16 protein-coding genes, 16 tRNA genes and 1 rRNA gene are annotated in these 17,842 nt (G+C 40.0%); 7 read left to right on the forward strand and 26 right to left on the reverse strand.

All coding sequences use genetic code 11. The features are described from left to right. The first annotated feature begins 215 nt into the window (after window positions 1-215). A complete protein-coding gene (locus ACIQ1H_RS17650) occupies window positions 216-2,390 on the forward strand; it encodes a 5'-nucleotidase C-terminal domain-containing protein (protein ID WP_402890506.1) in 2,175 nt (724 codons plus the stop codon). A gap of 49 nt (window positions 2,391-2,439) precedes the next feature. Here the strand turns inward: ACIQ1H_RS17650 and ACIQ1H_RS17655 are convergent, their stop codons facing one another. Together ACIQ1H_RS17655 and ACIQ1H_RS17660 are read right to left on the reverse strand one after the other, a co-directional pair. Further along, window positions 2,440-3,270 carry an aldo/keto reductase gene (locus tag ACIQ1H_RS17655; protein ID WP_402890509.1) on the reverse strand — a complete coding sequence of 277 codons (831 nt, stop codon included), beginning with the start codon at window positions 3,268-3,270 and terminating at the stop codon, window positions 2,440-2,442. Window positions 3,271-3,986: 716 nt separating this feature from the next. Then, complete coding sequence (locus ACIQ1H_RS17660; RefSeq protein ID WP_173479841.1) at window positions 3,987-4,157, reverse strand: hypothetical protein; 171 nt, start codon at window positions 4,155-4,157, stop codon at window positions 3,987-3,989. A gap of 423 nt (window positions 4,158-4,580) precedes the next feature. Between ACIQ1H_RS17660 and ACIQ1H_RS17665 the strand changes: the two genes are divergently transcribed. Both ACIQ1H_RS17665 and ACIQ1H_RS17670 read left to right on the forward strand, forming a co-directional pair. Beyond that, window positions 4,581-5,426, forward strand: a complete 846-nt coding sequence (locus tag ACIQ1H_RS17665; protein ID WP_402890512.1) for a VOC family protein — start codon at window positions 4,581-4,583, stop codon at window positions 5,424-5,426. Window positions 5,427-5,438: 12 nt separating this feature from the next. Beyond that, on the forward strand, window positions 5,439-6,473 hold the full coding sequence (locus ACIQ1H_RS17670; protein WP_402890515.1) for an LLM class flavin-dependent oxidoreductase: 1,035 nt from the start codon (window positions 5,439-5,441) through the stop codon (window positions 6,471-6,473). A gap of 183 nt (window positions 6,474-6,656) precedes the next feature. Here ACIQ1H_RS17670 and trmL read toward each other — a convergent pair whose 3' ends face one another. Beyond that, window positions 6,657-7,130, reverse strand: coding sequence for a tRNA (uridine(34)/cytosine(34)/5-carboxymethylaminomethyluridine(34)-2'-O)-methyltransferase TrmL (gene trmL, locus ACIQ1H_RS17675; RefSeq protein WP_402890517.1), 474 nt, complete (start codon window positions 7,128-7,130; stop codon window positions 6,657-6,659). A gap of 14 nt (window positions 7,131-7,144) precedes the next feature. Continuing rightward, window positions 7,145-8,275 (reverse strand): tRNA epoxyqueuosine(34) reductase QueG, encoded by a 1,131-nt coding sequence (gene queG / locus ACIQ1H_RS17680; protein WP_402890519.1) that lies wholly within the window; start codon window positions 8,273-8,275, stop codon window positions 7,145-7,147. 59 nt (window positions 8,276-8,334) lie between these two features. Between queG and ACIQ1H_RS17685 the strand changes: the two genes are divergently transcribed. The 3 genes from ACIQ1H_RS17685 to ACIQ1H_RS17695 all read left to right on the forward strand — a co-directional run bounded on the left by ACIQ1H_RS17685 (window position 8,335) and on the right by ACIQ1H_RS17695 (window position 11,403). Next, complete coding sequence (locus tag ACIQ1H_RS17685; RefSeq protein WP_337980413.1) at window positions 8,335-9,024, forward strand: B3/B4 domain-containing protein; 690 nt, start codon at window positions 8,335-8,337, stop codon at window positions 9,022-9,024. A gap of 14 nt (window positions 9,025-9,038) precedes the next feature. Continuing rightward, entirely contained in the window at window positions 9,039-9,548 is a 510-nt protein-coding gene (locus ACIQ1H_RS17690) for a hypothetical protein (protein WP_402890522.1), read from the forward strand. Window positions 9,549-9,828: 280 nt separating this feature from the next. After that, the gene (locus ACIQ1H_RS17695; RefSeq protein WP_337980412.1) at window positions 9,829-11,403 is read left to right on the forward strand and encodes a catalase; all 1,575 of its coding nucleotides are present in this window, start codon (window positions 9,829-9,831) and stop codon (window positions 11,401-11,403) included. A 153-nt stretch (window positions 11,404-11,556) separates the two neighbouring features. Here the strand turns inward: ACIQ1H_RS17695 and ACIQ1H_RS17700 are convergent, their stop codons facing one another. Together ACIQ1H_RS17700 and nagB are read right to left on the reverse strand one after the other, a co-directional pair. Next, window positions 11,557-12,459: a S66 peptidase family protein gene (locus tag ACIQ1H_RS17700; protein ID WP_402890526.1), complete on the reverse strand. Its 903-nt coding sequence runs from the start codon at window positions 12,457-12,459 to the stop codon at window positions 11,557-11,559. A gap of 100 nt (window positions 12,460-12,559) precedes the next feature. Next, a complete protein-coding gene (nagB, locus tag ACIQ1H_RS17705) occupies window positions 12,560-13,273 on the reverse strand; it encodes a glucosamine-6-phosphate deaminase (protein WP_402890552.1) in 714 nt (237 codons plus the stop codon). Window positions 13,274-13,470: 197 nt separating this feature from the next. Here nagB and ACIQ1H_RS17710 point away from each other — a divergent pair, with 197 nt between their 5' ends. Then, the gene (locus ACIQ1H_RS17710; protein ID WP_337980410.1) at window positions 13,471-14,214 is read left to right on the forward strand and encodes an arylamine N-acetyltransferase family protein; all 744 of its coding nucleotides are present in this window, start codon (window positions 13,471-13,473) and stop codon (window positions 14,212-14,214) included. A gap of 37 nt (window positions 14,215-14,251) precedes the next feature. Here the strand turns inward: ACIQ1H_RS17710 and ACIQ1H_RS17715 are convergent, their stop codons facing one another. The 20 genes from ACIQ1H_RS17715 to rrf all read right to left on the reverse strand — a co-directional run. Beyond that, window positions 14,252-15,340 carry an S-layer homology domain-containing protein gene (locus tag ACIQ1H_RS17715; protein ID WP_402890529.1) on the reverse strand — a complete coding sequence of 363 codons (1,089 nt, stop codon included), beginning with the start codon at window positions 15,338-15,340 and terminating at the stop codon, window positions 14,252-14,254. 213 nt (window positions 15,341-15,553) lie between these two features. Then, entirely contained in the window at window positions 15,554-15,904 is a 351-nt protein-coding gene (locus ACIQ1H_RS17720) for a VOC family protein (protein WP_402890531.1), read from the reverse strand. A 1-nt stretch (window position 15,905) separates the two neighbouring features. Next, a complete protein-coding gene (locus tag ACIQ1H_RS17725) occupies window positions 15,906-16,091 on the reverse strand; it encodes a hypothetical protein (protein ID WP_402890533.1) in 186 nt (61 codons plus the stop codon). Between the two features lie 158 nt (window positions 16,092-16,249). After that, window positions 16,250-16,330: transfer RNA gene (locus ACIQ1H_RS17730), tRNA-Leu, on the reverse strand. Between the two features lie 51 nt (window positions 16,331-16,381). Next, window positions 16,382-16,455 (reverse strand) — tRNA-Cys (locus ACIQ1H_RS17735). A 7-nt stretch (window positions 16,456-16,462) separates the two neighbouring features. Continuing rightward, window positions 16,463-16,537, reverse strand: a tRNA-Gly gene (locus ACIQ1H_RS17740). A gap of 5 nt (window positions 16,538-16,542) precedes the next feature. Next, window positions 16,543-16,617: transfer RNA gene (locus ACIQ1H_RS17745), tRNA-Gln, on the reverse strand. A gap of 4 nt (window positions 16,618-16,621) precedes the next feature. After that, a tRNA-His gene (locus ACIQ1H_RS17750) sits at window positions 16,622-16,697 on the reverse strand. 36 nt (window positions 16,698-16,733) lie between these two features. Further along, window positions 16,734-16,809 (reverse strand) — tRNA-His (locus ACIQ1H_RS17755). 12 nt (window positions 16,810-16,821) lie between these two features. After that, window positions 16,822-16,895, reverse strand: a tRNA-Trp gene (locus ACIQ1H_RS17760). 13 nt (window positions 16,896-16,908) lie between these two features. Then, a tRNA-Tyr gene (locus ACIQ1H_RS17765) sits at window positions 16,909-16,992 on the reverse strand. A 9-nt stretch (window positions 16,993-17,001) separates the two neighbouring features. Next, a tRNA-Thr gene (locus ACIQ1H_RS17770) sits at window positions 17,002-17,077 on the reverse strand. Between the two features lie 10 nt (window positions 17,078-17,087). Continuing rightward, a tRNA-Phe gene (locus ACIQ1H_RS17775) sits at window positions 17,088-17,160 on the reverse strand. Window positions 17,161-17,179: 19 nt separating this feature from the next. Beyond that, window positions 17,180-17,255, reverse strand: a tRNA-Asp gene (locus tag ACIQ1H_RS17780). Between the two features lie 6 nt (window positions 17,256-17,261). Continuing rightward, window positions 17,262-17,336: transfer RNA gene (locus ACIQ1H_RS17785), tRNA-Met, on the reverse strand. Between the two features lie 25 nt (window positions 17,337-17,361). Next, window positions 17,362-17,437: transfer RNA gene (locus tag ACIQ1H_RS17790), tRNA-Val, on the reverse strand. 20 nt (window positions 17,438-17,457) lie between these two features. After that, window positions 17,458-17,532 (reverse strand) — tRNA-Glu (locus tag ACIQ1H_RS17795). A gap of 23 nt (window positions 17,533-17,555) precedes the next feature. After that, a tRNA-Ser gene (locus ACIQ1H_RS17800) sits at window positions 17,556-17,647 on the reverse strand. Window positions 17,648-17,652: 5 nt separating this feature from the next. After that, window positions 17,653-17,729: transfer RNA gene (locus tag ACIQ1H_RS17805), tRNA-Asn, on the reverse strand. Between the two features lie 18 nt (window positions 17,730-17,747). Next, a 5S ribosomal RNA gene (gene rrf, locus ACIQ1H_RS17810) occupies window positions 17,748-17,842 on the reverse strand; the annotation flags it as partial.

A 17,842-nucleotide genomic window follows, 5' to 3' on the forward strand; every position in this document is an offset into this window, starting at 1 on the left:
GATTTATTGATTATGAGTCGTTTATAGATGAACCTTTTTTTTACTTTGTTTCTATTTAAAGTATAAAATTACGAATTCATATTTACTTCATATGTTTTTTACAATAATTTTAATATTGATTTTCCAATATTGGTAATGACGATAGATTTCTTTCATGTTAGAATAGAGTAAATTGTCAGTCATCTGACATATAAATGAGGGAGGAAATCATTATTATGAAATGGGTTAAAAGTATTGCCGCAACAACTCTAGCTGCAAGTTTACTAGCTACACCTGGATTTGCTGCACATGCTGCCGAATCAGCACCAACAACTACTAAAGAGGGCTTCAATTTAACAATTTTGCACTCTAATGACACACATGCACACGTAGAAGCAGCACCACAACGCGCAACTAAAATAAAAGAACTACGTGCTGCGAATGCAAACTCATTACTATTAGATGCTGGGGATGTATTCTCTGGTACTCTATACTTCAATCAATTCACTGGAGAAGTTGATATGAAGTTAATGAACTTAATGGGCTACGATGCAATGACATTTGGTAACCATGAGTTCGATTTAGGGTCAAGCCCAGAAGGCCATGCTGCTCTTGCAAATTTTGTTAAAGGTGCAGAATTCCCATTACTTGGCGGTAACTTAGATTTCTCTAAAGATTCATTATTTGATGGCTTACAATTCAAAACAGTAGTAGAAGATTTCCAAAACGGTAAAATCTATGACGGTATTATTAAAGAAATCGATGGAGAAAAAGTGGGTATTTTCGGTTTAACAACTGAAGAAACACCTTCAATTTCAAGTGTTGCAAACGTACAATTTGCTAACTATATCGACTCTGCGAAAAAAGCAGTAGCTGAATTTGAAAAACAAGGCGTAAATAAAATTATTGCCGTTACACACATTGGCTATGATGACTCTAAAGACTTCGATAATGACCAATTACTTGCAGCAGCAGTAGAAGGTATCGATGTAATTGTTGGCGGTCATACACATACGAAATTAGATAAAGCTGTAAAAGCTGAAACATCATTCAAAAACCCAACTATTATCGTACAAACTGGTCAATACAGCGAAAACTTAGGTGAGCTTGATCTAACTTTCGACGATAACGGTGCTGTTGTTGAATACTTTGGTCAATTACATGCTTTAAATGATAAAGAAAATCCAGTTGCAGCAGATGCTGAAGCAGCAAAATTATTAGCACCATATAGTGCAAAAATCGAAGCTGTTAAACAACAATCAACGGGCACTACAGCTGTTACAGAACTTGATGGTAAACGTGGACTTTGGGGTGTTCGTGCAGGTGAAACGAATCTAGGTAACGTTATTACAGACGGTATGCTTGCTGGAGCTAAAAAAATCGACCCTGAAGTACAATTCGCTTTCCAAAACGGTGGCGGTATTCGTGCGAGTATTGACGCTGGCGATATCACTGTTGGTGAAGTAATGACAGTAATGCCTTTCGGTAATGCACTTGGCATCGTAAAATTAACTGGTGCTGAACTCTATGAAATTGCTGAACATAGTGTAAAAGAGTTCCCGAAAGAATCAGGTGGCTTCCTTCATTTCTCTGGCCTACAAGTAGAGTTTGATGGTAAAGCGCCAGCTGGCAAACGCGTGAAATCTATTAAATTAAATGGTAAAGAACTAGATAAAGCTGCTTACTATAAAGGTGCAACAAACACATTCACTGCTAAAGGTGGCGACGGCTATGAAACATTAGCAAAAGCTTATGCAGATGGTCGTGTAAGTGAACCTGGTACAGTTGACTTTGAAATGTTCATCGATCATTTAAACACACTTAAAAAAGTAGATGCTAAAGTAGAAGGTCGCATTATTGCTACAATTCCATTTACTGATATTGCAAAAGGTTCTGAAACTGAAGGTTACGTTCGTGATCTTTACTACCGTGATTTAACACAAGGTACATCTGCAACAACATATTCACCAAATGCTAACTTAACTCGTGCACAAGCTGCATCATTTATTGCACGTGTCTTAAAACTTGAAGCTAAAGGTGAAGCAACATTCTCAGATATTACTAGTTTAGAAGCAGCGACACAAAAAGAGATTACGGCACTTGCTGAAGCAGGAATTGTTCAAGGTCAAAATGGCAAATTCAATCCTACAGCAAAAGTAACTCGTTCTCAGCTTGCTTTAATGTTTGCACGTGCTTATAACTTACAACACGATGCAAAAACTGGATTAACTGCTGATTTCAGTGATATTTCTAAATACAACGAAGAAACACAAAACGCTATCGCACTTATGCAAGATTTAAAAATTGCTAGCGGTTCAAATGGCAAATTCATGCCGAATAACAATGCTACACGTGCTCATATGGCAAAAATGCTTTCTAACTACATTCCTTATGTAAAAGAATCTAAATAATACGACAAAAAATCCCGCTTCAGCAAGTTTGATAGCGGGATTTTTATCGTTAAAAATTAAATTTAAAATTATCAGGATCTTGACCAAAACGCTGATTGCGATTTAGCGTTGCCATTTTATCCATCTGTGCCTGCGTTAATTCAAAATCATAAATTTGTGCATTTTCCTCAATACGACTTGGAGTCACTGATTTTGGAATAATCAATGTATCCTTTTGCAAATGCCAACGAAGCACTACTTGTGCAGCAGACTTCCCTACCTCTTGTGCAATTTCTAGAATTGTTGAATTATCAAGCACCCCTCCACGACCTAACGGTGACCATGCTGTCACAGCAATTCCATGCTCTGCACAAAATGTCTTAAGTGCATCTTGTTGTAAGTATGGGTGCAATTCAACCTGATTGACCATTGGCGCAATATTGGCTTTTGATAATAGTTTTTGTAGATGATGTTCATGATGATTCGACACACCTGTTGCTCGCAGTAACTTCTCATCATACAAACGTTCAATCGCTCTGTATGTTTCCTCAAATGTTTCAGGCACTGCCCAATGCGTTAAATATAAATCTAAATAATCCATATTTAATTTTTTCAATGATACTTCAAAAGCACGCAGCGTCGCATCATACCCTTGGTCAGTATTCCAAACCTTTGTCGTCACAAAAATATCCTCACGTTTAATGCCTGAGTGACGAATCGCCTCACCTACCTCTGCCTCATTACCATATAACGAAGCAGTATCAATCGCACGATAGCCCACTCTCAACGCCTTATCAATAGCCTGTAACGTTTCATCACGTTCTGTCATTTTGTATACGCCTAGACCAAAGCGAGGCATCTCAATACCATTTGTTAACGTTTTTGTAGATTGTAAATTCAAAAACATCAGCCCCTTTCTTTTCCTAGTTACATTATACAAAAAATTGGATTAAAAATAATGTTTTTTGTCGCGCAGGTATTTTGCTATGTTTTCGCGGGATTATTGCATGGCCTTGCTCCGCGGAATCCTTGCCCTGCTTCGCGGAATTCTTGCCTTGCTCCGCGGGATTCTCTCCCTACTCCGCGGGATTCTCTCCTTGCTTCGCGGAATCCTTGCCCTGCTTCGCGGAATTCTCGCCTCACCTTGCTCCGCGGGATTCTGACCCTGCTCCGCGGAATCCTCGCCTTGCTTCGCGGAATTCTCGCCTTGCTCCGCGGAATCCTTGCCTTGCTCCGCGGGATTCTCTCCCTGCTCCGCGGAATTATCGCCTTCCCCTGCTTCGCGGAATCCTCGCCTTGCTTCGCGGAATTCTTGCCTTGCTTCGCGGATTCCTTGCCCTGCTCCGCGGAATTCTCTCCTTGCTTCGCGGGATTCTTGCCCTGCTTCGCGGAATCCTTGCCTGGCCCTGCTTCGCGGGATTCTTGCCTTGCTTCGCGGGATTCTTGCCTTGCTTCGCGGGATTCTTGCCTTGCTCCGCGGAATTCTTGCCTTGCTCCGCGGAATTCTCGCCCTGCTCCGCGGAATCCTTGCCTTGCTCCGCGGAATCCTTGCCTGGCCCTGCTCAGCGGAATCAACTTTTACCATAGCTCACCACGCATACTGTGAGAGTCGCTTTCCTATTGCTTGTCTTCGGGTTCTTCATCTACCTGAATCGGGTCTGCAATACGGTCATCCTCTGCAAGTTCTTGTCCATCACGAAGATGCTCCATTTGTTTACCGAGATCTTGCAACTCTTTAAAATTTCTCGCCATTGTGCCGTTTTCTATATTCGGAACCTTTTTTTCCATTTTTATCACCTCTATAATAGTTTTCCCGAAATATTAAAGTCTGAACCATTTCTGACATATTTTATTTAGCAAGGTCGTTTCATTTTTATAATAGATAGGCTATACTAAAAAGAGATTTGCTTATAAACATGAGGAGGGTTCTTCCATGAAGTTATTATTAATTATTGGTGTAACTGTTGCTTTCTTAGCTGCTATTTTCACTGCTGGGTACGAAGGCGACTACAAAGCGGACAAATAATGCTCAAGAAAATCACTAAGTATGCTACTTAGTGATTTTCTTATTTTTACAGAAGTAGCCATTGCGGTTACTTCTTTTTTTGTGACTTCATAATTACTTGACTTACTCTACTTTATTAAATATACTTACTTACATAAAGTAACTTGATAATTAATCATAACTAAAAAAAACGGAGGTTTACTTCTATGCATTTTCATGAAAAACCGAACACATATGTTACGAATGTTGAAATTAAAGTAAGTGATTTACATCGCTCACTAGCATACTATCAAGAAATTATAGGCTTTAAAGTTTTACAACAGGAATCTACTCGAGCTACCTTAACTGCTGATGGTAAAACAGCATTGCTAACTATTGTTCAGCTAGAAACAGTCGAGCAAAAAACACGCACTACTAGTGGACTTTATCACTTTGCATTACTATTACCAACACGTCGTGATTTAGCAAATATCATTACTCATTTCCGTCATTCAGGAGTGTATTTTGGCGCATCCGATCATGATGTAAGTGAAGCACTTTATTTACGAGATCCAGACGAAAATGGTATTGAAATTTATGTAGATCGTCCTGAAAATAACTGGACTTGGCGAAACGACCAAGTGCATATGGTAACTGAGCCACTTAATATTCCTTCGATATTAGTCCAAGCTAATGGGGCATGGGAAGGACTTCCTGCTAATACAGTAATGGGACATATTCATTTATCTGTATCAAACTTAGCTGCTGCTGAGGTGTTTTATACAAAAGGCTTAGGTTTTGACATTGTCACACGCTATGGTGAGCAAGCATTATTTATATCTACAGGACGTTATCATCATCATATCGGCTTAAATACTTGGTATTCTGAAGGCGCACCAAATCTTGGGGAAAATCAAATTGGTTTAAAATCGTATACGCTTCGTTTGGATAATGAAGTGCAAGCAGATAAAATAAAAGCAAACTTACGTCAAATTGGCGTAGCTGTTACTGATATGAATGGCGGTTTCCAAACAGTGGATCCTGCTGGTAATGTAATTTTACTTCAATTTTAAGGAGGCTATCTTATGGAATTTGGTGTATATACATTAGCAGATATCGGACAAAATCCAGTGAATGGCTATATGCCAACCGTTAAAGAAAGATTAGAAGAAGTTATGCAATATGGGCAACTAGCTGATGAAGCAGGTCTTCAAGTATTCGGTGTTGGAGAGCATCACCGCTTAGATTATGCAATTTCAGCAGTACCCGTTGTATTATCAGCGCTATCACAGCGAACAAAAAACATTCAATTAATGAGTACGACGACTGTGCTTAGTACGGTTGATCCTGTACGCTTATACGAAGATTTCGCAACTCTCGATTTATTATCAAATGGTCGAGCAGAAATTGCCGTTGGACGAGGAGCCTTTATCGAATCTTTCCCGCTATTCGGCTATGATGTGGATAATTATGATGCTCTTTTTGAGGAAAACTTGGCATTACTTTTAAAGTTAAACAAAGAAGAGCGTGTAACGTGGAGTGGTCAATATCGCAAACCGCTTCATAATGCTGAAATTGCACCACGTGCTAGTCGTGAAATTCCTATTCACGTTGGAGTTGGTGGAACACCGCAAAGCGCCATTCGCGCGGGACGCTATGGAGTTGGCTTAAACTTAGCCATTTTAGGTGGAGATCCAAGCCGCTTTAAACATTTAGTTGATGTCTATCGTGAAGCATTGGCCACAGCAGGACATAATATGGATAAAGCAAAAATCACAGTATCAGGTCACGCTTACTTTGCTGAAAGTTTAGCGCAGGCTAAGGAAGAATTTTATCCATACTACTCAAATTATTGGCATTATGTTAATGCACAGCGCGGTATGCAGTATCATTTATCTAAAGAAAGCTTTGATGGCATGACGGCTGGTCATAACGCTCTATTTGTTGGTAGTCCAAATGAAATTGTAGAAAAAATATTAATGCAGCATGAACTATTTGGTCACTCTCGTTTTATGGCACAGCTCGATATTGGTGCAGTTCCATTTAATCAAGTGGCTAAATCCATTGAGCTACTAGGCACGCACATTATGCCAGCGGTCAATAAAGCACTTAAAGAGTAAATCAATGTAAAAAAGAGGCTAGGACACATGGGCAAAGATGTTCATAGTTTTTGCTATAGTTGATGTTCGCTATGGCAGATGCTTTCCGCGGGAATCACCGTCTTCGCTACCATCAACTTGTGCAATCTGTTGAAGCAAAAAAGTGTTAGATTGATTGCAGTCAATCTAACACTTTTTCTTTTCTTACTGTAAACCAGGATAGCCCTGTTGTCGTAGAGCCTCGTAAATAACAATGGCAGCTGTATTCGATAAATTCAATGAACGGACATGTTCACTTTGCGGAATTCGTAGGCACATGTCTTTGCGCTCATAGGCAAAATCCTTAGGCAACCCTGTTGTTTCTTTGCCAAACATAAAGTAAATGTCCCGATCTTTATTACTAAAATCATGCGTTGTAAATGGTTCTTCACTATATGTTTCAATTAAATATACATCACCATTTTTAGATGTTTCTAAAAAATCCTCAAGTGAATCGTGGTACACCACGTTGACACTATGCCAGTAATCCAAGCCAGCACGTTTAAGCATTTTATCGTCTGTCGAAAAACCAAGTGGACGAATTAAATGTAGTGAGGTATTAGTACCAGCACAAGTACGTGCAATATTCCCTGTATTTGCTGGAATTTCTGGTTGATATAAAACGATATGCAATGGCATAACGACACACTTCCTTAACTAAAAAATTGTAATCCTTTGTTTATCTCAACGAGGACTTCCTCGTCTTGTTCCTTTTTCTTTGCAGCGAGTAATGCTATTTCTGCTTGCTCCCCGCCAATCTTGCCTAATGCCCATGCTGCCGTTCCACGAATCACTGGCCGTTCATCTTTTTCCAGAAGCCCAACTAAATCAGGTACTGCCGCTTCCTCTTTAAAATGGGCTAACGCTAAAATAGCATTGCGTTGAATTGGCTTTTTACCACGCCATGAGCCCGATACATGTCCAAACTTTTCTTTGAACTCTCGATTGGAAATTGTTAAAAGGGGTGTTAGTAAAGGCTTTGCAAGCTCTGGATCAGGCTTAAATTCCTCATGTATCCAATTGATTTTCCCTTTATTTTTTGGACAAACGGTTTGGCAAGTATCACAGCCATATAAGCGGTTCCCTATATGTGAGCGGAATTCGTCTGGAAGATACCCTTTCGTTTGTGTTAAAAAGGCAATGCAACGCTGTGAATTTAGCTGCCCACCTTTGATTAGCGCACCTGTTGGACAAACATCCAAGCATAAACGACAATCACCACATTCATCTTCCATTGGCTTGTCTGGCGCAAAAGGGATATTTGTCACTAATTCTCCCAAATACACATATGAGCCAAACTCTGGAGTAATAATTGAACAGTTTTTCCCGCTCCAGCCTATACCTGCGCGCTCTGCTACTGCCCTATCTGAAAGCGCACCTGTATCTACCATCGACTCAATGCGCACATTGTGTACTCGTTCTTCCAGCCAAGCTTTTAGTAATGTCAAACGCTCTCGTAATGCAGTATGATAATCGATGCCCCAAGAAGCTCTGCAAAATATGCCACGTCGAGCCCCCTTTTTACCAATAGGTGCATCTTTCATCCGCGAAGGATAGGCGACCGCTATAGCGACTATACTTTCTGCACTGTCTAACAATCGAAGGGGTTCCGTTCGTTTTTCAATATCACTTTCTTCAAAGCCTGATTGGAAACCGAGCTCTTGTTGACGACGCAGTCTATTCTTTAATTCTGTAAAGGGAGCTGCCGTTGTGAAACCTATTTTATCAACGCCAATGGACATTGCATACGCCACAAATTCTCGTTGCAGGTCATGTATGTTCATTTTATTTCCAACTCCTTACATGATATAATAATTAAAATAAATAAAGTAGGTGATTTTTTATGGAAGTATCACTTAATCCATCGTTGTTAACGCAACTTCCAGAGCTGAAAATCGGCATTATTCATTATACCAAAATTGTCGTAGCAGAATCGCCCCAAATGATTAAAGGTCGCTTGCAATTGTATCAAGAAAACCTCTATTTAGAAATGCAGGAACAACCTGTAACAGAGCGCTCAGGCATTGCAGAATGGCGACAACTTTGGAAAAAGCTTGGCGCAGATCCGAACCGTTATCGTCACTCGGCGGAAAGTTTAATGCGCAGAGTTAGTAAGCAAAATTATTTAACACCGTTTCATTCAGGTGTAGATGTAAATAATTTTTTCTCTCTTCAATATGAAATTCCCGTTGGCATCTATGATTTAGCTCATCTCAAAGGTAACGTTGAAATTGCACTTGGCAATGAAGAAACCAGCTATGAAGGCTTAAATGGACGCTTTAATACGTTGAATAATATAATGTTTAGCCGTGATGAGGTGGGACCATTTGGTTCACCTTTCGTCGATTCAAAACGTACGGCGGTCTCCGAGGCGACAACCGAAGCGCTACATATTTTCTATCTTCGCCCCTCTCTTTCAACTGAGGATGCGCAAAAGCTTCTTGCATCTGCTGGTAAAATGTTCAACCAAATTCATGGTGGAGACTATCAAATTGCCCTTTTAACGACTACAACACCATCTACTACTCTATAAAAGGACGTGTTTTCATGATTAATCTTGCAGAAGCAGTTAAACTTAAAAGCATTTTAACCAAAAAGGTTCAGGAACTTATTAGTGAGTTACACCGAAGTGCCTTTGTGACTGTTGAAAAAGGACAAGCACCTAAAACGAGCAATCGTCCCATGACTGTTGTTGAAAGTGAGCTAGCTCAAGTACGTCTTGATATACGGATATTAGATCGTCTTGTCTATGAAGCGAATATTAAAAATACGGTAGACTTTAAGGGCGAGAAGCTCGCACTTGTAGAGGCAATCGAATTGGCTTCACAGCTTCGCGCGGAAGCAGAACTATGTAAACATTTTGGCACACATGAGAAAGAAAGTGTACGCATGGGTTATGGCGAAAGTACAATGCTCTATGATATTGCTATGTACGAACCAGATGCATACCGTGAACGTTCTCTTCAACTTGAGAAAGAAGCACATAAGCTCTCTAATTTAATTAATGCCAAAAACTATAGTGTTGAAATACAATTCGACGATTCTCGCTATTTCTAAGCTCGGGGCGGTGAGACTCCAAACCGAGTCGGATGGCTGTTTTTTCAAAACTACTTAGGTAGACAACTAGAATAAACCAATAACATGTGACCTGTTACTTTATGACCGATGACCTATAACCAACCATTGGCAAAGGCATAACAAAACTCGAGCATATAATCATTAAAAAAACGCCATCCGTAAACTCTCTTGCACCTTGTGTGTAGGAGAGTTTTTTTATGTCTATTTTGCCAATCAATTGGACAAACTTTGCTTAGTACAATTGGAAGGAGCAATCGTAATGAACCATTCTCATGAAAAAGATGATACATTAACAAATCGCCAAGGCCACCCGATTACAAACAATCAAAATTTACGAACTGTTGGAAATCGAGGGCCAGCAACGCTTGAAAACTATGATTTCCTTGAAAAAATAAGTCACTTTGACCGTGAGAGAGTACCTGAGCGTGTCGTACATGCTCGTGGAGCAGGAGCACATGGCTACTTTGAAACATACGGCGTTGTCGGTAATGACCCCATTTCTAAATATACAAGAGCAAAAGTTTTTCAGGATAAAGGCAAACAAACACCCGTATTCGTCCGCTTCTCTACAGTTATCCATGGAGGGCATTCTCCAGAAACGTTACGCGATCCGCGAGGCTTTGCAGTAAAGTTTTATACGGAAGATGGAAACTGGGATTTGGTTGGTAACAACTTAAAAATTTTCTTTATTCGTGATGCTATGAAGTTCCCTGATATGATTCATGCGTTTAAGCCCGACCCGATTACAAATATTCAAGATGTTGAGCGTTTCTTTGATTTCTGCGCAAGTTCTCCAGAATCCTTCCATATGGTAACCTTTGTGTATTCACCTTGGGGCATTCCAGCCAATTATCGGATGATGCAAGGCTCTGGTGTTAACACGTATAAATGGGTTAATAGTGAGGGCAAAGCTGTTCTTGTTAAGTACCACTGGGAGCCAATACAAGGCATTAAAAACTTAACGCAAAAAGAAGCAGAAGAAATCCAACAGAAAAATTTCAACCATGCTACACAAGATTTATATGATGCTATTAAACGTGGTGATTATCCTGAATGGGAGTTAAATGTGCAAATTATGGAGGACGGCCCTCATCCCGAGCTTGATTTTGACCCACTGGATGATACGAAACTTTGGCCTAATGACAAGTTCCCTTGGTACCCAGTAGGGAAAATGGTATTAAATAAAAACCCTGAAGACTACTTTGCTGAGGTTGAACAAGCTACTTTCGGTACGGGTGTCCTTGTCGATGGCTTGGATTTCTCAGACGATAAAATGCTCCAAGGGCGTACCTTCTCTTATTCTGATACGCAGCGTCACCGAGTTGGTGCCAACTATTTACAACTTCCTATTAATGCGCCTAAGAAGCGAGTAGCAACCAATCAGAGTGGTGGGCAAATGATGTATAAACGTGATTTAGCACCTGGACAAAATCCACATATTAACTACGAGCCATCGATGTTAAATGGCTTAAAAGAAGCCGCTCAAACGGCCAAGGAATATACACCATTTATTGAAGGAAATCTTGTTCGAGAATCCATTGATCGCCAAAGCAATACGAAACAAGCAGGTGAAACCTATCGTAATTTTGAGCAATGGGAACGAGATGAACTGCTGGAAAACTTAATCCGAGATTTATCGACTTGTAATACCGCTATTCAAGAGGCGATGATTGCATTAGCTTCTGAGGCAGATGAAGAATACGGACGCTTATTAAATGAAGGCTTACAAATGGCACAAACAAATGCATCCTCTGCAAAGCCTCTCGGTAATATTGACGGTGACAATGCACCGAAAGAGGCAGTCGACAAAGGACACGATGCCGAACCATATTAAAGTGTCAGGCACCCAAACGATTTTGAATTTTCAGAACTAATATGATCCACTTAGACACCCGTGGGAACACACAAAAGGTGAGACGCAACCAGCACGCATTAGCGATGGTTGCGTCTTTCTTTAGAAATTAAAGTGTCAGGCACTCAAACAATTTTAATAAACACCAGGTAAAAGACGGAGCGCTTTTTCCTGTGCATCTAAAATGGCTTCGACCCCTAATGGAATGGCAATATTCGTTGTTTCATGCCCGATTTTAAAACCTGCGACGACTGGTATGCCTAAGTCGCTAAAATACTCTTTCATTAACGTTAGCAGAGCATCGTCATTTGCTTCTGTTTGCGTAAATGAGCCAATAACGACACCTGCTAATTGTTCTAGCTTTCTTGCCTGCTTTAACTGCTGTAGCATCGAATCAATCCGTGGAATCGTTTCTCCAATGTCTTCGATCAATAAAATTCTACCTTCAGTACGAACCTCAAATTTTGTGCCCAAGGTGCTAACAAGGCGACGTAAATTACCACCAATAATAGGTCCACGTGCTATCCCAGGTGCAATCGTTGTTAATGGAGAAATACTTTCTGTATACTGTATTTCCATTGGAGAAAATAGCTGTACAAACATTTTTTTCGATAACTCATCCATTTTATTTGCAGCCTTTAGCATTGGTCCATGGAAGGTTACGATATTTGCATATTCATTTATTGCACAATGCAAATATGTCAGATCAGAGAAGCCCCAGAAAATTTTTGGATTTTCCGCTAATAGCTCATAATCAATTTTGCTAGCAATACGAGCAGAGCCATATCCACCTTTTACACAAAAAATTGCCTTCACCTCAGGGTCTTGAACCATTGCATGAAAATCAGCAAGTCTCACATCATCACTACCTGCTAAGTAGTCATGCTTTGCCGTAATCGTGTCCCCTATTTTATAGCGGAGGCCTAACTCATCTAGAAACGCTAATGCATCCCCTAATTTTTCTGGCTCCATAACACTGGACAAACATACTAGTCCAACTGTATCGCCTTTTTCTAAATGTGCGACTGTACTTATCACACTACCCCCTCCAATTCTATCTCTCATTCTAGCATACGCATCATTTATCAGACTAAAATTAAAAAGCGTAGACTACAAAATGAAGTCTACGCATTGTTTTTTATTTTGTACCACCATAAATAACAGTAACATTCGGATGATTTAATAATCTGCTAGCTGGGAACGCTTCTGTCACTTCTCCACTTCGTAGCTTTTCAATAGCTTCTAGCTTCTTTTCCCCAAATGCAATTAAAACAATTGCCTTTGCATTCATAATAGATTGAATACCCATTGTAATCGCATGTGTAGGTACTTCTTCTGGACGATCAAAATAAATGGCATTTTCAGTTCTAGTTGATTCTGTAAGTTCTACAATGTTTGTAAGTGAATCAAATGATGTACCAGGCTCATTAAAGCCAATATGTCCATTTACCCCAATACCAAGCAACTGTAAATCAATTCCACCAGCCTCTGCAATCCGTGCATCGTATGCTACACATTCAGCGGCTAAATCTTTTGCCTTACCATTTGGTAAATGAATATTTTCCTCGTTGATATCTACATGATTAAATAAATTCTCATGCATAAACGTCCAGTAACTTGCAGGGCTAGTTTGTTCTATACCTACATATTCATCAAGATTAAATGTTGTAACTTCCTTAAAGGAAATATTACCAGCTTGTTGATGCTTCACTAATTCTTTATACATTCCAACTGGTGAACCACCTGTAGCTAATCCTAAAATGCTTGCTGGTTTTGCTTGTAGTTGCTCAGTAAAAATATGTGCAGCTACCTCACTCATTTCATCGTAAGAATTTACTTCTATCCACTTTATTGCATTCGTCATTTATATACCTACCTTTAGAATCGTTATTTTTAACTAAAAATGGGAAATTCATTACTATCTAGTAGTGAATATATTAATTTTACAAGTTATTTAGCTGCATTTCTATTATTTTCTTTATCAATTTTTTTACGTGTATTCTATTGCTATTTCGGTTATGTTAAATAGTAAGGAAGTGAGGCGATTTTATGAATTCTCAAATACAACAATATTTAAATTATCTTCAATTTCAAGGATCTATAGAGCCGTCTATAAAACTACTTGGTCAACTACAAACAAAACATCTACATACGATACCTTATGAAAATATAGATGTTGCCTTGAAACGTGGCATCTCCTTTGCTATTCCTGATCTTTTTCAAAAAATTATCGTTCAACAACGCGGAGGCAATTGCTTCGAGCTAAATATTTTATATAGCTGGTTACTTCGTGAGCTCGGTTTTTCTGTAACGAATCGCTATGCACAATTTTGGCGCAATATGGATGCAGATACACCACTTGAAGAAGTTCCTATGCATCAGCTACTTCTCGTCCAATTTGACGGCGTACCTTATATCTCGGACGTTGGAGTAGGTGCACTAGCCCCTTGTAAACCAGTTCCATTAATTGCTCATCATGAACATCGAGAAGGGAAAGAGCTTTATAAAATTGAATGGGATGACACGTATGGATGGATGCTTTATGAGCAAACACCACACAATTGGCGCCTACTTTATAACTTCACAGATAACGATAATGATGCTAATTTTGCCCCACGACTTTCTCAACAAAAAAATAAAATCGCAATGATTCGCACTTCTTCTGGTCGACATACTATGTTCAATAATGAATTCCGTATATATGAAGGGCACTCATTAACTACTTATACAACCCACACTGAGAAAGAGTGGCAACAAGCACTTGAACGTTATTTTCATATATCGATCACTTAAAAAAAGGATGCATTGTTGGATGCATCCTTTTACGCTTTTAATTTGCTGTTCGTTTTAGCAACTCATATACTACTTCGCCATTGTGCAGTTCCTTGACTAAACCAATACCGTCTACAAAATAATAGGTTTTCACTACATCAATATATTTAAAACTTTCTTCTAATACAGCTACATTTTTATAGTTAACACCACCTGCTCGAACCGTTCCATCCGTCGTTTGAACAGTTATTCGATTGCCGTTAACTGGACCTTCATCGTCTTCGTGAACTATTACACCAATTCTAAGAGGTAGCCCTATATAAAAGTCGTAATGTGAGCTATATTCCTGAGCAATTGCTTGTGCATATACAGAGCCATCATAATATAATAACTCATCATTAAACTGCTTATTATTCGTTGTATTAGCAATTGACCAAACATCGTTTTTATTATCATTATGGCTGTATTGATAATTTAATGTGTATCGTAGGCCATCATCTGGTGAGTAAAATGCATAAGTGTATTTATATGCAGGATCCTTTTGTAAATTCGGCTTTGAAAGGGTCATGGCACGTGCAACAAATGCTGAAAAATGCGCACGTGTTAACGGCAATTTTGGTTTAAAGGAACCATCCTGATAACCGCTCGTTATATTATTATTCGCTACCGCTAATATTTCCTTATAGCCTGGCGTCTTCTCTGTAACGTCTGTAAAATAATAAGGGCTCGTTCCCTTTAATTTAAATGCACGTTGCAAAACAACAGCCATATCTGCTCTCGTCAGCGTCCCATTCGGATTAAATTTTTTTGTTGCCTCGAATATCCCCGCATTTTGGGTAGCAGCGATTTCTTTATAATAGATATGTGAAGTCGGCACATCTTGATACTTTGGATTTTTGACATTCGTCGTTTTCAACCCTACCGCACGAGTTAACATGACAGCTACCTGTGCCCTAGTTACATAATCATTGGGTTTGAAAGTGCCATTAGGGTAACCTTTAATAATCCCCCGCTCAACTAAGTAATCTATTTCGGTACTTAACGTATTGTCAGATGACACATCTTTAAAACTAGCTGCGTATACTGGCTGAATCTGTAATAACCCAAAAATCATCACTACAATTAAGATCCTACTTATTTTCTTCATGCTATTCCCCCTATATTTACTCCCATCCTTGTTATCCTATTCATCAAGTAAAATAAATATTAACTAAAAAGATATTTTTAATAGTTTTCTTGCAATTAACACTAATCATTCCATACCCGTTTCAAAATACGCTTACACTTCTAATAGACTTCATAACTCTTGTAAAATAAAAAACCCCCTGCAACTTTGCAGAGGCGTTAAAGCTTATTCATTTTACTTATTTTGAATTAAACCAAAACCTAGTCCAGTAGGGTCTACTAAATAGGCAAGAAAAAAATCATTAAATTCCATTTTTTCTCGGACAATAGTAGCCCCATTCTCTAAAGCTTTCACAATAGAGTCATCGATCGAATCTACTTCAATTTGCACACGTACTCCATGTGGATAATCGCTTGGACCTTTACCAATTCCACCGTCAATACCATTTTGCTCGCTGGCACCTGTTGTGACAGCCCAGTAATCCCAACGAGGCTCCGCAATTTCCCATGCAAAAACTTTAGAATAAAAATTCGCTGCTTTTTCAGGATCTTGACTATTTAGCTCAAATCCTATTACTCGACCCAATTCATCTCCCCCTTTTTTCACTTGTAAAAATTAAAGAAAAATAGATGAAAGTACCTGCTAAACAAATAAGCACGATCGCAACTATTTTTTTAATCATTGCATAATCGCTAAATATATTTGTAAAGGCATCTAGAAATAAAAAAATAGCTGCTAAGAGTAGTGAAAATGATAATAGTTTATTTTTCATAAGTATTACCTCCAATCCTAACATCTAAAAATATAATAATTCTGAATATACAAACTCTATTATATCAAATACCTATTACTTTACGCTTGTTATCTGCCATTATTTTAAAAACAAAAAAGACCTCAACAGTTGTTGAAGTCTTTTAAATTCACTTTGGATACCGGTGGTCGGGGTCGAACCGACACTCCAAAGGAACACGATTTTGAGTCGTGCGCGTCTGCCAATTCCGCCACACCGGCATAATACTTTAGAGATAAAAAAAATCGGAGTATCCGATTAAGAAAAAAATATGGAGGCGGCAACCGGATTTGAACCGGTGATAAAGGTGTTGCAGACCTGTGCCTTACCACTTGGCTATGCCGCCATATTATTGGAGCGGAAGACGAGGTTCGAACTCGCGACCCCCACCTTGGCAAGGTGGTGTTCTACCACTGAACTACTTCCGCATAAATGGCTGGGGTACCTGGATTCGAACCAGGGCATGACGGAATCAAAATCCGTTGCCTTACCGCTTGGCTATACCCCAACAATGGGGCGACTGATGGGAATCGAACCCACGAATGCCGGAACCACAATCCGGTGCGTTAACCACTTCGCCACAATCGCCATTGCTTTATAGTTTTAATTTTAATTTTATATTAATGGGGCGACTGATGGGAATCGAACCCACGAATGCCGGAACCACAATCCGGTGCGTTAACCACTTCGCCACAACCGCCATAAAATTAATTGGCAGGGGCAGTAGGAATCGAACCCACACCAAAGGTTTTGGAGACCTCTATTCTACCGTTGAACTATGCCCCTATTAAATAAAAACTGGTGGAGGGGGACGGATTCGAACCGCCGAACCCTAAGGAGCGGATTTACAGTCCGCCGCGTTTAGCCACTTCGCTACCCCTCCGGGAAAACATGGTGCCGGCTATAGGAATCGAACCCACGACCTACTGATTACAAGTCAGTTGCTCTACCTGCTGAGCTAAACCGGCAAAAAAACGATGGGTCAGGACGGAATCGAACCGCCGACACTTAGAGCTTCAATCTAATGCTCTACCAACTGAGCTACTGACCCATATTTATTATTTAAAAAATGGCGGTCCCGACCGGGATCGAACCGGCGATCTCCTGCGTGACAGGCAGGCATGTTAACCGCTACACCACGGGACCTTTATTTGGTTGCGGAGACAGGATTTGAACCTGTGACCTTCGGGTTATGAGCCCGACGAGCTACCACTGCTCCACCCCGCGACAATACTAATTTAATTTTATAAAATGGTGGAGGATGACGGGCTCGAACCGCCGACCCTCTGCTTGTAAGGCAGATGCTCTCCCAGCTGAGCTAATCCTCCATCTGGGTATTCGTTATAAATGGTGACCCCTACGGGATTCGAACCCGTGTTACCGCCGTGAAAGGGCGGTGTCTTAACCGCTTGACCAAGGGGCCTTACTAATTGGAATCGTAAGTGCTGGCGGAGAGTAAGGGATTTGAACCCTTGAGACAGTGTTAACCGCCTACACGATTTCCAATCGTGCTCCTTCGGCCACTCGGACAACTCTCCAAGAATGGCTCCGAAGGCAGGACTCGAACCTGCGACAACCTGATTAACAGTCAGGTGCTACTACCAACTGAGCTACTTCGGAATGATTTTATTATGTATAGCCTAGCGACGTCCTACTCTCACAGGGGGAAGCCCCCAACTACCATCGGCGCTAAAGAGCTTAACTTCCGTGTTCGGTATGGGAACGGGTGTGAC

The organism is Lysinibacillus sp. NPDC097279 (genome assembly GCF_044761745.1).
Taxonomy (GTDB): Bacteria; Bacillota; Bacilli; order Bacillales_A; family Planococcaceae; genus Lysinibacillus.

Bases quoted from the DNA above. Each gene is read 5' to 3' on its own strand.
- ACIQ1H_RS17650 (WP_402890506.1), top strand. From the start codon at position 216: ATGAAATGGGTTAAAAGTATTGCCGCAACAACTCTAGCTGCAAGTTTA.
- ACIQ1H_RS17660 (WP_173479841.1), bottom strand. From the start codon at position 4,157: ATGGAAAAAAAGGTTCCGAATATAGAAAACGGCACAATGGCGAGAAAT.
- ACIQ1H_RS17665 (WP_402890512.1), top strand. From the start codon at position 4,581: ATGCATTTTCATGAAAAACCGAACACATATGTTACGAATGTTGAAATT.
- ACIQ1H_RS17670 (WP_402890515.1), top strand. From the start codon at position 5,439: ATGGAATTTGGTGTATATACATTAGCAGATATCGGACAAAATCCAGTG.
- trmL (WP_402890517.1), bottom strand. From the start codon at position 7,130: ATGCCATTGCATATCGTTTTATATCAACCAGAAATTCCAGCAAATACA.
- queG (WP_402890519.1), bottom strand. From the start codon at position 8,275: ATGAACATACATGACCTGCAACGAGAATTTGTGGCGTATGCAATGTCC.
- ACIQ1H_RS17685 (WP_337980413.1), top strand. From the start codon at position 8,335: ATGGAAGTATCACTTAATCCATCGTTGTTAACGCAACTTCCAGAGCTG.
- ACIQ1H_RS17690 (WP_402890522.1), top strand. From the start codon at position 9,039: ATGATTAATCTTGCAGAAGCAGTTAAACTTAAAAGCATTTTAACCAAA.
- ACIQ1H_RS17695 (WP_337980412.1), top strand. From the start codon at position 9,829: ATGAACCATTCTCATGAAAAAGATGATACATTAACAAATCGCCAAGGC.
- ACIQ1H_RS17710 (WP_337980410.1), top strand. From the start codon at position 13,471: ATGAATTCTCAAATACAACAATATTTAAATTATCTTCAATTTCAAGGA.
- ACIQ1H_RS17715 (WP_402890529.1), bottom strand. From the start codon at position 15,340: ATGAAGAAAATAAGTAGGATCTTAATTGTAGTGATGATTTTTGGGTTA.
- ACIQ1H_RS17725 (WP_402890533.1), bottom strand. From the start codon at position 16,091: ATGAAAAATAAACTATTATCATTTTCACTACTCTTAGCAGCTATTTTT.